Source organism: Carnobacteriaceae bacterium zg-84 (genome assembly GCA_013874835.1).
Lineage (GTDB): Bacteria > Bacillota > Bacilli > Lactobacillales > Aerococcaceae > WM01.
On the sequence record CP059430.1, the window covers coordinates 664,255 to 681,247 of the forward strand.

General features: G+C 32.7%; 13 protein-coding genes and 1 other annotated feature (1 of these 14 cut by a window edge). Of the genes, 11 read left to right on the forward strand and 2 right to left on the reverse strand.

Annotation, left to right across the window (positions count from 1 at the left end; genetic code table 11):
- The first annotated feature begins 13 nt into the window (after nt 1-13).
- From H1220_03275 to pepF, 5 genes are all read left to right on the forward strand, one after another.
- Nucleotides 14-946, forward strand: coding sequence for an HD domain-containing protein (locus tag H1220_03275; protein QMI86383.1), 933 nt, complete (start codon nt 14-16; stop codon nt 944-946).
- Between the two features lie 428 nt (nt 947-1,374).
- The gene (locus H1220_03280; GenBank protein QMI86384.1) at nt 1,375-3,639 is read left to right on the forward strand and encodes a glycoside hydrolase family 65 protein; all 2,265 of its coding nucleotides are present in this window, start codon (nt 1,375-1,377) and stop codon (nt 3,637-3,639) included.
- A 23-nt stretch (nt 3,640-3,662) separates the two neighbouring features.
- Entirely contained in the window at nt 3,663-4,322 is a 660-nt protein-coding gene (pgmB, locus tag H1220_03285) for a beta-phosphoglucomutase (GenBank protein ID QMI86385.1), read from the forward strand.
- A gap of 18 nt (nt 4,323-4,340) precedes the next feature.
- Nucleotides 4,341-6,086, forward strand: a complete 1,746-nt coding sequence (locus H1220_03290; protein ID QMI86386.1) for an alpha-glycosidase — start codon at nt 4,341-4,343, stop codon at nt 6,084-6,086.
- 149 nt (nt 6,087-6,235) lie between these two features.
- Entirely contained in the window at nt 6,236-8,029 is a 1,794-nt protein-coding gene (gene pepF / locus H1220_03295; GenBank protein QMI86387.1) for an oligoendopeptidase F, read from the forward strand.
- Nucleotides 8,030-8,475: 446 nt separating this feature from the next.
- Here the strand turns inward: pepF and H1220_03300 are convergent, their stop codons facing one another.
- Both H1220_03300 and H1220_03305 read right to left on the reverse strand, forming a co-directional pair.
- Nucleotides 8,476-9,009, reverse strand: a complete 534-nt coding sequence (locus tag H1220_03300; protein ID QMI86388.1) for an ECF transporter S component — start codon at nt 9,007-9,009, stop codon at nt 8,476-8,478.
- Nucleotides 8,999-9,841: a pyridoxamine kinase gene (locus H1220_03305; GenBank protein ID QMI86389.1), complete on the reverse strand. Its 843-nt coding sequence runs from the start codon at nt 9,839-9,841 to the stop codon at nt 8,999-9,001. Before H1220_03305 ends, H1220_03300 begins: the two co-directional genes overlap by 11 nt.
- Nucleotides 9,842-9,956: 115 nt before the next feature.
- On the opposite strand from H1220_03305, the gene tpx reads away from it, so the two are divergent.
- The 6 genes from tpx (at nt 9,957) to polA (ending at nt 16,814) form a co-directional block, all read left to right on the forward strand.
- Nucleotides 9,957-10,451, forward strand: a complete 495-nt coding sequence (gene tpx / locus H1220_03310) for a thiol peroxidase (GenBank protein ID QMI86390.1) — start codon at nt 9,957-9,959, stop codon at nt 10,449-10,451.
- 131 nt (nt 10,452-10,582) lie between these two features.
- Nucleotides 10,583-11,665 (forward strand): glutamyl aminopeptidase, encoded by a 1,083-nt coding sequence (gene pepA / locus H1220_03315; protein ID QMI86391.1) that lies wholly within the window; start codon nt 10,583-10,585, stop codon nt 11,663-11,665.
- Nucleotides 11,666-11,672: 7 nt separating this feature from the next.
- Nucleotides 11,673-12,281: a DUF4479 and tRNA-binding domain-containing protein gene (locus tag H1220_03320; protein ID QMI86392.1), complete on the forward strand. Its 609-nt coding sequence runs from the start codon at nt 11,673-11,675 to the stop codon at nt 12,279-12,281.
- Between the two features lie 9 nt (nt 12,282-12,290).
- On the forward strand, nt 12,291-12,797 hold the full coding sequence (locus H1220_03325; protein ID QMI86393.1) for a hypothetical protein: 507 nt from the start codon (nt 12,291-12,293) through the stop codon (nt 12,795-12,797).
- On the forward strand, nt 12,790-14,121 hold the full coding sequence (locus tag H1220_03330) for a UDP-N-acetylmuramate--L-alanine ligase (GenBank protein QMI86394.1): 1,332 nt from the start codon (nt 12,790-12,792) through the stop codon (nt 14,119-14,121). Before H1220_03325 ends, H1220_03330 begins: the two co-directional genes overlap by 8 nt.
- Nucleotides 14,122-14,186: 65 nt before the next feature.
- Complete coding sequence (polA, locus tag H1220_03335) at nt 14,187-16,814, forward strand: DNA polymerase I (protein ID QMI86395.1); 2,628 nt, start codon at nt 14,187-14,189, stop codon at nt 16,812-16,814.
- A gap of 67 nt (nt 16,815-16,881) precedes the next feature.
- Nucleotides 16,882-16,993: a binding site (T-box leader), on the forward strand (it continues 117 nt past the right edge of the window).

Here is a 16,993-nt window from a genome sequence, read left to right on the forward strand (position 1 = left end):
GGAGGAGTGTGTGATGACGAAAAAATTATATGATTATGTTGTTGGGGAAGACATGAATTTACCTGTTTTGATTAAAGCGGCAGATGTTCGTTTAACCAAAATGGATAAAGAATACATAGCTTTTACCTTTCAAGATAAAAGTGGACAAATGGATGCAAAATTTTGGGGAGCATCAAAAGAAGATATTGAGGCATTTCAAGTGGGTAAAGTTGTTTTATTGATAGGACAACGTGATGTCTATAAAAATACCCCCCAAATAAAAATAACAAGTTTAAAACTAGTAGAAAATGCTCGCGTGGAGCATTTTATGGAAAGAGCCCCTATGGATGTGTTAGAAATAGAAGAAGAAATGAATGTGGCTTTGTGTTGGATAGAAGACGCTATTATGGCACGTATTGTACGCTATATTTATCAAAAATATAAGCAAGTATTTTATGAATACCCGGCTGCTAAAAGACATCATCATGCTTTAGTCGGGGGATTGAGCTACCACACTTTGTCTATGCTTCGATTGGCAAAATCTGTATCAGAACAGTACCCAGAAATTAATTTATCATTATTAGCAGCAGGTGTTGTCCTACATGATATTGGTAAAGTTGTTGAATTATCAGGTAGTGTTGGAACAGACTATACATTAGAAGGAAATTTGATTGGGCATATTGTCATTATGTCAGATGAAATTACAAAAGCGTGTATTGAGTTAAATATTGATGATAAAAAAGAAAGTGTTCTATTATTAAAACATATTGTATTATCGCATCATGGTAAATTAGAATACGGCTCTCCAGTTGTACCTAAAATACTAGAAGCAGAAGTATTACATCATTTGGATATGTTAGATGCAACATTAAATATGATGACAAATGCTTTAGAGAAAACAGAAGCAGGGCAATATTCTGATAAAATCTATGGTTTAGATAATCGAATGTTTTATAAACCCAAATGATGCGTTGATAATATATCGAGTTAAAAAGAGTGAACTAGCAGCGACTAGTTCACTCTTTTTAGTATAAAGGAAGTATAAATAAAATTTGTTATAATCTAAATTACTGTGTATATCAAAGAAATAACTAAACAGATACAATACTGCTTTTTCTATATAGCTATACAGGAATAACATCGATGAAAAGATAGTTATTCTAAAAGGTTTAATCCCTTGATATGACTGTTTTTTGATGTTTTTATTTTATAGTAAATCTTCTTATGATACGCTTCAAGTTTAAGACATGTTTTGATAGTTACAAAAGGTAGCCTTTATATTAGTTGTTTTTTATCAATCCATAAAAATATTATCTGTAATACAATAAAAACACTTGTATAGGCAAAGATATATGGCATAATAGAGATTGAAAGCGTTGTAAGGAGGATTGTATCATGAAACGATTATTTGATATTGATCAATGGCATATTATTTCAAATAAATTAGAAAAAGAAGATAAACGTCTACAAGAAAGTTTGACGTCTATTGGAAATGGTTATATGGGTATGCGAGGTTTTTTTGAAGAGGGGTATTCAGGAGATACGCATTTAGGAACTTATATAGCTGGTGTGTGGTATCCAGATAAAACACGTGTTGGTTGGTGGAAAAATGGGTATCCGCAATATTTTGGGAAAGTCATTAATGCAACAAATTTTTTAGCTATAGATATTAGTATTAATGGTAAGCCTTTGGATTTAGCAGTGGATACTATTGAAGATTTTAGTTTAGATTTAAATATGAAAAATGGTGTATTAACACGTTCATTTACGCTAATAAGAGAGGATGCAAAAGTACGGTTTTCATTTGAACGTTTTTTGAGTATTGTGCAACAAGAATTGGCACTTATTTCTCTAAATATAGAGGTATTATCAGATAATGTAAACATAGATATAGCATCTAAATTAGTAGGTGATGTATGTAATGAAGACAGCAATTATGATGAACATTTTTGGGAAAGTGTTTCTTATGGTGTCGAGCCATTATATCTTCAAACGAAAACAACGCATAATCCATTTGAAGTACCTCGTTTTACAGTTTTAACAGCGATGAAAAATGAATGGTCTACCTCTTTTGCGACAGAATATGATGCGACTGATTTTTCTGCACATGAGATATGGCGAGGTATGTTGCATACTGGAAATACATTAAAGTTGATAAAATATGTGTCAGTTGTAACAAGTCGAGATGTTGCCGAAGAAAATCAGCTAGATGTATCTCAGGCTATTTTAGAAAAGGCAAGCCGAAAAGGATACAATGTATTAAAACAAGAACATGAACAAGCATGGAAAAAACGTTGGGAAAAAGCAGATGTGCAAATTTTTGGAGATGATGAGGCACAACAAGGCATTCGTTTTAATATTTTTCAACTATTTTCAACTTATTATGGAGAAGATTCACGATTGAATATTGGTCCAAAAGGATTTACTGGAGAAAAATATGGAGGGGCTACTTATTGGGATACAGAAGCCTATATTATGCCGATGTATTTATCAGTAGCAGATGAGCGTGTAACAGAAGAATTATTAGTGTATCGTTACAACCAATTAGACGGAGCGTATCATAATGCTGCACAACAAGGACTACAAGGTGCGTTGTATCCAATGGTAACATTTACCGGAATAGAGTGTCATAACGAGTGGGAAATTACATTTGAAGAAATTCATCGTAATGGAGCTATTGCTTGGGCAATTTATAACTACACCAATTATACAGGAAACACACAATATTTATTGAATAAAGGAATTGATGTTTTAGTTGGTATTTCAAGATTTTGGGCGGATAGAGTACATTATTCAAAACGGCATGAACAATATATGATACATGGTGTGACAGGTCCAAATGAGTACGAAAATAATGTGAATAATAACTATCATACAAATAATATAGCGAAGTGGACCTTGTCGTATACACTAGAAACAATAAATCAGTTGACACAAGATAAATACAACGCATTAGCATTGACGAAAGAAGAAATGAATAAATGGCAGGATATTGTCAATCGTATGTATTTACCTTATGACGAAACATTGGGTATTTATATCCAACACGATACATTTTTAGATAAAGATTTAACGCCAGTTTCTGAATTGAAACCAGAAGATAGACCTCTCAATCAAAAATGGTCATGGGATAAAATTTTACGTTCGCCATATATTAAACAAGCAGATGTTTTACAAAGTATTTATTTCTTTAATGATACATATACATTTGAGGAGAAAGAGCGTCATTTTAATTTTTATGAACCTTTAACGGTACATGAATCATCGCTTTCTCCATGTGTCCATGCTATTTTAGCTGCTGAATTAGGCAAAGAGAATAAAGCTGTTGAATTATATGCACGTACAGCACGCTTAGATTTAGACAATTATAATCATGATACAGAAGATGGGTTACATATTACGTCTATGAGCGGTAGTTGGTTATCCATTGTACAAGGCTTTGCTGGTATGCGTGTATATAAGAACATGTTAAGTTTTCATCCTTTTGTTCCGAAAAATTGGCAAGGCTATTGTTTTAACATTAACTTTAGACAACGATTATTACACATTTCTGTGGATAAAGAGTACATTACTGTTAAACGTGTTAAAGGAGATGCGCTATCTATTTGTATAAAAAATGAAATCGTTCGATTAGAAGATACTATACGTATTTTATTGTAGTTTGTTAAAGAAAGGGAAGTACAATGATAAAAGGACTTATTTTTGATTTAGATGGTGTCATTACAGATAGTGCAGAATATCATTATCAAGCGTGGAAAGCATTAGGGCAAGACTTAGGCATTCCATTTGATAGAGCATTTAATGAGCGATTAAAAGGAATTAGTCGTATGGAATCTCTTGAATTAATTTTAGAGCACGGTCATCAGTCGGAGCAGTATACACAAAAACAAAAGGAAATATTAGCCGATAAAAAGAATATACATTATTTATCTTTTGTTGAGAAGATGACAGAAAAAGATGTTCTACCAGGTATTCGCGATTTATTAAAAGAGGCAAAACAAAGACAATTAAAAATAGCATTGGCATCTGCTAGTAAAAATGGGCCGATGATTTTAAATCGTTTGGGTGTGCAGTCCTATTTTGATGTCATTGTTGACCCTTCGTCTTTAATACATGGTAAACCAAATCCAGAAATTTATATGAAAGGTGCAGATATGCTTGGATTGCAGCCAAGTGAGTGTATTGGATTAGAAGATGCACAAGCAGGTATAGAAGCGATACATCGTGCAGGGATGTTTGCTGTTGGCATTGGGGATTTCATTGTATTAAAAGAAGCAGATTATATCGTATCAGATACAAGTCAATTACAGTTAGATAAATTATTAGAAAATGCTAGAAAATGACTGAGAGAGGAAAAAAGAATGGAATTAGCATCTTTATATCATAGACCAGAAAGTGAATATGCTTATTTATATACAAAAGATACCATGCACATACGTTTTAGAGCCAAAAAAGATGATGTTAAAGATATCGTGATTTTTTATGGAGATCCGTATTTAATGAGTGAAACGATTGATGCATTACAAAATAAATCTATGAGAAAAATAGCTTCTACTAAGTTATATGATTATTTTCAAGTCAGTGTATGTGCCCCTCATAGACGTTTAGCATATTTATTTGTTGTGACTTCTGTGAATGATACACGGTACATTTATAGTGATAAAGGTGTGAATATTTATTCTGATAAAGGATTACAAACGATTTCTCATTATTTCAGATTGCCTTATTTTCATGAAAAAGACATGGTTAAAACACCTCAGTGGGTAAAGGAAACGGTTTGGTATCAAATTTTTCCAGAACGTTTTGCCAATGGTAATCCTGATTTATCTCCTCAAAATGTGCTATCTTGGGATAGTAAAGAACACCCTAGTCGTACCGATTTTTTTGGTGGGGATTTACAAGGTGTTTTGGATAACCTAGACTATTTAGAAGAACTTGGTGTCAACGGATTATATTTTTGTCCGATTTTTGAAGCGAGTACCAATCATAAATATGACACTATTGATTATATGCAAATTGATAGACATTTTGGTGATAAATCTTTGTTTAAAACATTGGTTGATACTGCTCATCAAAAAGGAATGAAAATTATGCTAGATGCAGTTTTTAATCATCTCGGTCATCACTCAAAACAATGGCAAGATGTTTTAACGCATCAAGAACACTCTAAATATAAAAATTGGTTTCATATTTTACGATTTCCAGTTGGACAAACAGAAATTATAGATATTGAAAATACAAAAGATTTAGAGTATGATACCTTTTCTTTTAGTGCCAATATGCCAAAGTTAAATACAGCTAATGAAGAGGTACAAAAATACTTATTAGATATCGCAACATATTGGATTCGTGAGTTTCACATTGATGCATGGCGATTAGATGTTGCCAATGAAGTAGATCATCATTTTTGGAAGAAATTTTATGAAGAAGCAGTTGCCTTAAATGAAGATTTTTATATTTTAGGAGAAATTTGGCACTCTGCTCAAGCGTGGTTAAATGGTGATGAATTTCATGCTGTGATGAATTATGCTTTTACAGATAGCATTAAAGAAGGTATTCTCACTAAAAAAATAGCACCAGAAGAGATGATAAGTCAACTTCAAGAGCAAATGATGATGTACCGCCAACAGACAAATGAAGTGATGTTCAACTTATTAGATTCCCATGATACACCTCGTGTATTAACTGTAGCAAAAGGAGATAAAAAGCGCGTGATGTGTGCTTTGGCATTTATGTTTATGCAATTTGGGACACCATGTTTGTATTATGGTACAGAAGTAGGAATGACGGGGGAAGGAGATCCAGATTGTCGTAAGCCAATGTGGTGGGATACAGCCAAACAGGATAAAAAAATGTTGAATTTTACCAAACAGTTAATTCACTTTAGAAAGAGTTACGCTGATGTATTAGGAACAGGAGATGTTCAGCTTACATGTGAACATCATCTTGTGACGATAACACGAACATGTGGAAAACGTATGCTAAAAGGTTATTTTAATTTAAGTGAAAATCAAATTGCTTTAGAATGCACGTCAGTTTTTTCAACACAAGAAAAAAAGGGTATCTTATCTCCTAATGAATGTACTATAGAATATGCTGTCTTTTAAAGGATTTATGTCAAAAGTGCATTTTTATGTACATCAAAACCGTTATTTAAACCATTACTTTCATGAAAAACAAAAAAGAAAAGTCTATGCAATCGTATTTTTGCGATTTATGATATAATAAAGCTATCTTAATTTTTGGAGGAAAAAGTATGAAACTAGTAGATAGAAAAGATGTTAACCAAGCACATACATGGGATATGAGCTTGTTGTATCAAACAGATGAAGCCTTTCGAACAGAGTTAAAAACATTTGAGAAAGATATTGAAACATTTAAAGAAACATTTGAAAATACATTAAACACAATCGAACAAATGGACTTAGGTGTGAAAGCGTACGAAGTGTTGCTTGAAAAACTTTATCGCTTATCTCACTATGCGGAATTACCAATGACAGTAGACCGTTTCAATGATACTGTTGTGGAAAATGCCACATTATTTGAAGCAGTTGCTTCTAAATTTGCAGCCTATACAAGTTTCTTTGAAACAGAATTATCTGGATTAAATGACGATATATTAGATACATTTGTTGCTGAAAAACGTTCAGATTTAGCGTATTTCTTTGAAAAAATTAAACGTGCAAAAAAACATACATTGTCTAAAGATGTTGAACAAATCATTGCAAGTTATGAAAGTCTACCGTCCTTTTATAACTTATACGAAGTGACAAAATTTGAAGATATGCAATTTGATTCGTTTGAAGTAGACGGAAAAACATACGAGAATAGTTATGTTTTATATGAAAACTTACATGAAATGGATAATAACACATCTGTGCGTCGCCAAGCAGCAAAAAGTTTCTATAAAACATTGCGTGCGTATCAAAATACAACAGCCAATGAATATATTTCACATATTAAACGTGAAAAAATGTTGGCAACAGCTCGTGGTTATGAAAGTGTGATTGACTATTTATTAGATAAACAAGATGGAAATCGTGATTTATATGACAGACAAATTCGTGTCATTATGCAAGAATTAGCACCACATATTCGTCGTTATATTAAACTTTTAGCAAGAGAACATGGTATTTCTGATATGCAATTTGCTGATTGTAAAATCAATTTAGACCCAGAATTTGAAGTAGATATGACAATCGAAGAATCTCGTGATTATTTGAAAAAAGCATTAGGCCTTTTAGGACAAGACTATGTGGCGATGATTGATGAGAGCTATGATAAACGTTGGACAGATTTCCCACAAAATATTGGAAAAAGTACGGGTGGATTTTGTGCAACTGTTAAAGATGTGGCAGCATTCATTCTATTATCATGGACAGGTAAAATGAATGAAGTATTTGTCTTAGCACATGAATTAGGACATGCATATCACTTCATGTCCACTGGTAAACACCAATCTATTTTAAATTTTGATTGTCCATTATATTTTGTTGAGGCACCATCAACATGTAATGAAGTTATTGTATCGAATTATCTATTAAGTACAAGTACAGATGCACGCTTTAAACGATGGGTTATTAGTAATATGATTAGTCGTACATATTTTCACAATATGGTAACGCACTACTTAGAAGCTGTATACCAAGATCGTGTATACAAAAAAGTTGACAATAACGATATGCTAACAGCAGATGTATTAAATCAAATCAAGAGAGAGGTTTTAGAAGAATTTTTTGGTGATAGTCTTGTTGTTAATGAAGGTGCTGAATTAACATGGATGCGTCAACCACATTATTACATGGGATTATACCCATACACTTACTCAGCAGGTTTAACAATTGGAACAGCTGTTGCCAATAAAATGAATGAACAAAGTCAAGTAGATGCATGGTTAAACACACTAACAAAAGGTAGCAGCATGTCTGCACTTGAATTAAGCCAATTAGGTGGTTGTGATGTATCAACAGAACAACCATTAAAAGAAGCGATTGCTTATGTTGGACATTTAGTTGATGAATTATACCGTTTAACAGATGAATTAAAATAAAACAGAAAACCAGAGTGAACCGATAGTTCACTCTGGTTTTGTGATATTAGGATAAAATTTATAGCCTATCAAAGAATTGTTATAAATAGTATTTTTGGTTTTTAGAACGCATAAAAAAACATTTATTATATGTGGATTTATTGTTAGAAATATGATTGTAATGGGGGTAGGGTGCATTTACACATTTTTCTTTAAGTTGTATAATTATCATACAGAAAACACTCCAGTATTTTTATTTATTTTGAGAAGGGGATATTTTATAAATAGTTGTTATATCGTTTTATATAAGTTATTGAGTTTTAAACGAATAGTTGGTTAAATAGAGGGTATGATATAAAAATAAAAAGTAAGGAATGTTTTCTGTATATCTATAGGGCGTATCTTTCCCTATCCTATAACCATACGAAAAAACACCAATTATTTTATGAAATAATTGGTGTTTTTTCTTATTTTTTCATTAAAGGGACAATATATTTTTTCATAGAAAAATATAGAATAGGTGCAATAATTGCTGTAATGGTTGAGGTAATGAATGTATTGGTCATACCGATAAGTGTGGCGATAAACGTCGTTCCATTTCCGATAATAAAGGCATTTGTGATATATTTTCGAGTGAAAATCACAATGATTTTAGTTAAGCCTGCAATAAAAGCTAGTAGTGTTACATTTGTTAATGTGTCTTTTTGGTGAAGTTGACGATAACAAATACCCAATACAGCAACAACAATTAAAGATTCTAGGACTGTAAAGACAACAGAGTTGGCATAGCCACTTAATAAGTCGAAAATACCAAAACCAACAGATGCAGCAATCATAGCACTTTTTGTTCCAAGAATAAAAAATGTCACTACAACAAGAGCATTTCCTAAGTGCACCATGACTTTTGGAGCAATTTCAATTCTAAATAAATAAGTACCAATAAAAATAATAGCAGCGAATAAAGCTGTTAAAATAAGTTGTTTAAATTCTTTATTTTTCATGCGAGTATCCTTTCAGTAATTGTATATGTTTAGATAAATTTGGTAGTTGTTTTTCAAAGACGATACCATAAAGTGTATTTTTTTTTGAAGATAGTGTATCATCTAAGCAGGCAATAATGAAATCGAGTGTCGTTTGTACAGCTTGATGAATAGGGATATGTTGAATTAGTAATGAGCTTATTAGTGCTGAGCAAATATCTCCAGTTCCTGAAAAATAATGTGGGATATACTTTGTATCGCAGTATCCATATACGCCGTGATGTAAATAGGCAACACCGATTTTACCTTGTTCAAAGGAGATACCTGTTAAAATCACAGTTTGTGTTTTTTCATTGGATAGAGCATGTAAAATATTTAAAATATCCTCTTGTGTATATTGGTCAGGAATTGGTTTATTCAATAATAGACAAGCTTCTGTTAAATTGGGTAAAATAATATCTGCTTTATCGCATAACGATTTCAATACCATTGGATAATCATGTGGAAATCCACTGTACAATTTACCATTATCTGCCATAACGGGATCTACAATTAGTAAGTCTGTATCTGGTAAATGGTCTAAAAATAGTTTGACTTGTTCTTTATGACCAAAATAACCAGTTAGAATAGCATCAAAAGTTAAGTCGATATTTTTTTTCCAGTGATGTAAAATGTCTTCTAAATCTGATGTTAATATGTGTTTATAAACATTTGGAAATCCTGTATGTGCAGAAAGTAAAACCGTAGGTAATAAATGCGTTTCAATCTGCGTTGTTGCTAAGATAGGTAGCGTAACAGAAATCGCCACTTTTCCAAGACAGGATAAATCATTTACAACGAGTAATTGTTTCATGAATTGCCCCTTTCTAATAAAGATGTTGATTTATTTTAACAAAGTTTATCACAAAAATCTAATGTTTTGGAGTATAATAAATTAAAAAGGTGACAAAGAAAGGAAGTTATCAAATATGTATGTAACAAGATTATTGAAAAAATATTTATTATTAGGAGAACAACCAATACTTCACGAAATGGCTCCTAATTTTAATGGCGTGACAAGTAAAGGTGATGCTATTTCTTTAGAACAATTAAAAGGAAAAGTGACGATTATTAGTGTTATTCCAAATATCAATACACCGGTTTGTGACATGCAAACAAGAGCATTTAATAAACAAGTTAGTGAATTAAACGATGTTACACTCGTTACAGTTGCGAAAAATACACCAGAAGAATTTAATAATTGGTGTGCATCAAAAGGTGTCGATATGATTATGTTACCAGATATTGAAAAAAACTTTGGTATGGCGTATGGTATTGTTATGGATGAATTAGACGTGTTGGCACGTTCTGTATTTGTCATTGATAAAGAAGGACGTTTGGCATATATAGAAATTGTGCCTAAAATGACACAAGAACCAGACTATGAAAAAGCTTTAGAGGTTGCTAAAGAGTTGGTAGGATAAATATGAAGAACAGACCATAGAGATTATTCTATGGTTTTTTCATATTCAATAGGATATCGTCTAGGATACTTTTTTTCATACATAAAATATGGTATGATTATAGATACAAAAAAAGAAAGTGATAATAGTTTATGATAAATGAAGAAACGTTTAAACGCATTAAACAATTAACCGAATTACAAGCAACAAGTGGATTTGAACATAATGTTAGAGAATATATGAAAACACAACTTGCACCATTAGTAGATAAAATCGAACAAGATGGTCTAGGTGGTGTTTTTGGTGTGAGAGAACATCAAGATAAACAGGCTCCTAGAGTGATGTTTGCTGCGCACATGGATGAAGTAGGTTTTATGGTGACACATATTACAGATAGAGGTTTGTTTAAAGTGACATCTTTGGGAGGTTGGAATCCTTATGTTGTTTCTGCACAACGCTTTACACTGCAAACAAAACAAGGTGATTATACCTGTGTTTCTTCATCAGTTCCTCCGCATTTATTAAGAGGTACAAACCAATCTGGAGATATCTCTATTGACAATATTTTATTTGATGCCGGATTTGAGTCTAAAGATGAAGCAATTGCTTATGGTGTAAGACCGGGAGATACGATTGTGCCAAAAGTTGAAACAGAATTATTGGCGAATAAAAAACGGATTGTATCAAAAGCATGGGATAATCGTTATGGATGTGCTGTATTATTAGATGCTCTTCAAACAGTAAAAGATGATACATTAAAAAGTACCATTATTGCTGGAGCAAATGTGCAAGAAGAAGTTGGCTTAAGAGGTGCAAAAGGGTCTACTGTTTTATGCCAACCGGATGTTTTTTTTGCGGTAGATTGTTCACCAGCAGATGATTTACAAACAACAAATGGTACATTTGGGCATCTTGGAAAAGGAACGTTATTACGTATTTTAGATCCCGGTTTTATTTTGTTAAAAGGAATGAAAGAGTATTTATTGGATACGGCTGAAACACATGGTATTCCATATCAATACTTTGTTTCTAAAGGTGGAACAGATGCTGGTGCAGCTCATCAAATGAATACAGGGATACCAAGCGCTGTGATTGGTGTTTGTGCAAGATATATTCATACACATCAAACAATTTTCGCTATTGAAGATTATGAGGCTGCTAAAGAAATGATCGTACACATTATGAGAACATTTGATAGCAGTACACTTGATACAATTAAACGAATGAATGGGTAAGGAGAATATGATGTTTTTAGCATTTTATAATAAAGAACATGTTGGAGATACGCTTTTATTAGTTCGTAAGGAAACAGATGAACCAGTAGACTTTGAACGTGTAGACGATGTGACACGTGTGTTTATCAAAGAAACAAATGAAACAGTAGCTTATAATATTTTCAATATATCTGAGAAAATGACACTTGAAGGGCATGGACAAGTCTTACTAAGAGATGATCAAGTTGTGATGTTGAATGAGCTATTATCTAAATATCAATGGGAAACTATTACCGTAGATAATACACCTAAATTTGTGATAGGACATGTGGATACATGTGTTGATCATACTGATTCAGATCATCTACATGTAACAACTGTGTCTGTTGGGCAAGATAAACCATTACAAATTGTATGTGGAGCACCTAATGTAGAAGTAGGACAACGTGTAGTTGTCGCAAAAGTTGGAGCAGTGATGCCAAGTGGCATGATTATTTGGGACGGAGAACTACGTGGTATTGCCAGTCAAGGTATGTTATGTTCTGCTAGGGAATTACAGTTACCAAATGCACCTGATAAAAGAGGTATTTTAGTGTTAGACGAGGGAATAGTTGGACAGCCTTTTCCTTTGGTGTAGGAGGAGAAAATGATTGATTTTCCAAATTATTTAATCCATAATGGGTATCCTAGATTAGAAAAGCGTCAAATGAAATCTGAAATCGTTCTATCAAAACCATTTCAGCATGTGCGAGATGAACAAGCAAAACAACGATATGAAAAGAAGCGTGACGACGAATTAAAGCAATTAGAAAAACGTCAATCACGTCCATTTGTGAGAAGTGAAGTGCCGTCTTTGTTAAAAGGTATGGAGAAAAAAACGCCAGTTGATTATAGAAGTCTTTATGGGCGTTTATCTGTTTCAGAGGAAGATTTGTTGCTCTTTGCAGAAAATAGTCGACAGTTATATCATGATTTGTCGAAGTTATCACAATTATTAGAAGAAGAAACACAGAGTCATCCAGACGTGAATAAAAAAGCAAAAAAAGTACAAAAACGTGGTTTAAATCGTTCTATAAATGGTATTTTAGAGCAAGAAAATCGTGATATAGCGTATTTATCGAACCGTGTAGAAAGAGAGAATATATATGACTGAAGAGAAAATTTATCATTTCACGGGGATAAAAGGATCTGGAATGAGTGCTCTTGCACTCGTTTTAAATGGAAAAGGGAAAAAAGTTCAAGGTAGTGATAAAACAGAATATTTCTTCACACAAAAAGGATTGGAAGACCAACGTATTCCGTTATATGATTTTTTACAGGCAACCTTAGACAATCAACATATAGTTATTGCTGGAAATGCGTATACGGATGATCATGAAGAATTGGTACAAGCAAGAGAAAATGGAGCGGAAGTCATTCGTTATCATACATTTTTGGGAGATTTGATTAACCAATATACGAGTGTTGCGATAACTGGTTCTCATGGAAAAACAACTACAACTGGATTATTATCTCATGTTTTAAAAACATTGAAACCAACAAGTTATTTAATTGGAGATGGTACAGGTTTTGGAGCAAATGATGCAGAATATTTTGTGTTAGAAGCATGTGAATATCGTCGTCATTTTTTGGCATATCATCCAGATTATGCCATTATGACAAATGTGGATTTCGATCATCCTGATTATTATAAAAATATTGATGATGTATTTTCTGCATTTGAAGCATTTGCCAAGCAAGTAAAAAAAATAGTCGTTGCATGTGGCGATGATGCTTATTTACCACGTTTAAAATCATTAGGTAATGTCATGTACTATGGATTTAAAGAAACTAATGATTTTATAGCGAGAAATATTGAACGTGCACAAGACGGGTCAAAGTTTGATGTGTATGTCAAAGAGCAATTTTATGGAACGTTCCACATTCCAACGTATGGATTGCACAATGTTTTAAATGCATTAGGTGTGATTTCATTATGTTATTTAGAAGGTTTTAAAGCAGAAGATGTGGCAAAAGCTTTATTAACATTTTCTGGTGTAAAACGTCGTTTTTCAGAAAAAATTGTGGGTAGTATGACTATTATTGACGACTATGCACATCATCCATCTGAAATTGCCGCGACACTAGATGCTGTGCATCAAAAATATCCAGATAAAGAAGTGATTGCGGTATTTCAGCCACATACGTTTACACGTACCGTTGCACTTTTAGAACAATTCGCTCATGTTTTATCAACAGCAGATAAAGTTTATTTATGTGATATTTTTGCCTCTGCACGAGAAACAGTTGGCGATGTTACTGTTCAAGATTTAGCAGATAAAATTACAAAAGATGTCCAAATTTTGCATAAAAACAATTTATCTTTGTTATTAGATTATAAAGATGCAGTTATTGTTTTTATGGGAGCAGGCGATATTAACAAAATTGCGAATGATTATACGAATTTATTAGGTCAATTACAATTAAATAAAAATTAAACATTTAAAATATACGGTACCGTTATATGTATACGGTACTGTTTCTTTATAGAAGGGAGACAACAATGTCAAAGAATAAATTACTGTTAATTGATGGAAGTAGTTTAGCTTTTCGTGCATTTTATGGACTATCTTATTTAGATAAATTTAAAACAAAAACAGGACTACATACAAATGCTCTATATGCTTTTCATACGATGCTCGATAGTATGATGAAAAGAGAAGAAGCCACACATATATTGGTTGCATTTGATGCAGGTAAAACAACATTTAGAACAGAGATGTTCACAGAATATAAAGGTGGGCGTGATAAAATGCCTGAAGAAATGGCTGAACAATGGCCATATTTTCGTGTAATGCTCGATGCCTTGGGTATCAAACATTATGAGTTATTGAATTATGAAGCAGACGATATTATTGGAACACTTGCGTCAATGGGTGAACAGGAAAATTTTGAAGTTGTTGTCGTTTCTGGAGATAGAGATTTAATCCAACTAACAAGTGAGCATATTCGTGTGGATATTACTAAAAAAGGTTCGGAAGTATATGCCTATACGCCTCAAGTTGTGATGAATGATATGGGAATTACACCGAAACAGTTGATTGATGTAAAGGGCTTAATGGGTGATTCTTCGGATAATTATCCGGGTGTTACAAAAGTTGGTGAAAAAACAGCATTAAAACTCATTCAAGAATATGGTAGTGTTGAAGGTGTATATGATCATGTACAGGACATGAAGACCAGTAAGTTAAAAGAAAACTTGATTACAGATAAAGAAAATGCTTTTTTAAGTAAAAATTTAGCACGTATTTTAACTGATGCACCGATTGATGTTACGTTAGACGACACTTTATATCGTGGGAAAAATATTCCTGCTTTAGAAAAGTTTTATAAAGAAATGGAATTTAAACAATTTTTAAGTCAATTAGATGTGCAAGAAGAAAAAATTGATATTGTTGATAGTGCTTATGAATTTGTAGAAGAAGTTACATCGGATATGGTTTCACAAGACGGTGTTTTTTATATTGAGCTACTGGAGGAAAATTATCATACCGGTACACCAGTAGGAATTGCTTGGTCAAATCAAGGTCGTATTTATGTGTCGCGATGGGAAACATTATTAGCGTCCTCTTTACTACAAAACTGGTTAATGAGTTCACATCCAAAAATCGTATTTGATCGTAAAAAAACAGAAGTAATGTTAAGAAGATATGGATTAAACATTGATTGTATGGCTTTTGATATTTTATTAGCAGCTTATTTATTAAATACAAATTTAACAAATTCGGATATTTCTCAAGTTGCATCGGAATATTACCATACAAGTGTTAAAAGTGATGAAGTTGTTTATGGAAAAGGTGTTAAATTAGCTATTCCAGAACCAATAATTTGGCAACAGCATTTGGCTCAAAAAGTAGATGCACTACAAGCATTGTATCCAATTTTTGATACATTATTAAAAGAACAATCATTGGATGCGTTATATTATGATATGGAAATGCCTTTAGCACATGTACTGGCTCAGATGGAATGTTTAGGGATTAAAGTGAATGATACGACTTTGTTGGATATGAAAGATATATTAGAAGAACGTATCGTTACTTTAGAACAAGAAATTTATGACTTGGCGGGAGAAGTATTTAATATTAATTCACCTAAAAAACTTGGTGAAATCCTTTTTGAAAAACTTGGTCTACCAGCTAGCAAAAAAACAAAAACTGGTTATTCAACAGCGGTTGATGTATTAGAAAAATTATTGTACGTACCAATTGTTGAGAAAATTTTGGATTATCGTCAAATTACAAAATTGAAATCAACGTATGTGGAAGGCTTATTGAAATATATTTCGGATGTGGATCAAAAAGTTCATACACGTTTTGTTCAAACCTTAACACAAACAGGACGCTTAAGTTCAACCGACCCTAATTTACAAAATATTCCCGTCCGTATGGAAGAGGGACGACGTATTCGTAAAGCTTTTGTACCTAGCCATCCAAACTGGAAATTATTATCGGCAGATTATTCACAAATTGAATTGCGTGTGCTCGCACATATTGCTGATGATGAACATATGAAAGAGGCTTTTGTATCTGATGAGGATATTCATACAAGTACGGCGATGAGAGTGTTTGGGGTTGCAAGAGAAGAGGTTGACGATGCCATGAGGCGTCAAGCAAAAGCAGTTAATTTTGGTATTGTTTATGGGATAAGCGATTATGGATTATCTCAAAATTTAAATATTACAAGAAAAGCAGCTAAAGAATTTATAGATCGTTATTTTGAAAAATATCCAAATATACAAAAATATATGCATGATATTGTTGCTTTGGCAAAAAAACAAGGGTATGTAGAAACATTAAATCATAGACGTCGTTATTTACCGGATTTATCGTCTAGTAATTTTAATATTCGTTCATTTGCTGAACGTACAGCAATGAATACGCCTATTCAAGGAAGTGCTGCCGATATTATTAAAATAGCGATGATACGAATGGCACATGAAATGGAGAAACGACATGTTCAGTCAAGAATGCTGTTACAAGTACATGATGAGTTGATTTTTGAAGTGCCTGAAGAGGAAATTGAAATCATGCAAAAACTTGTGAAAGAGGTCATGGAGAACGCTGTGTCATTATCTGTTCCGTTGAAAGTGGATTGTGAAATAGGGGACACATGGTATGATGCGAAATAAATGAGAAAAAAATGATAAAACATATTGACATTTCTCATTGTATACGTTATAGTGATGTTAATTTCATAGATAAACGTTGAAAAGATAAGTAAAAGCATGATGCATATTAAAGAGAGCTTTTGGTTGATGAAAAAAAGCAATGATAGTGCTTCGAAAATGGTCTTGGAGTAAGATATATC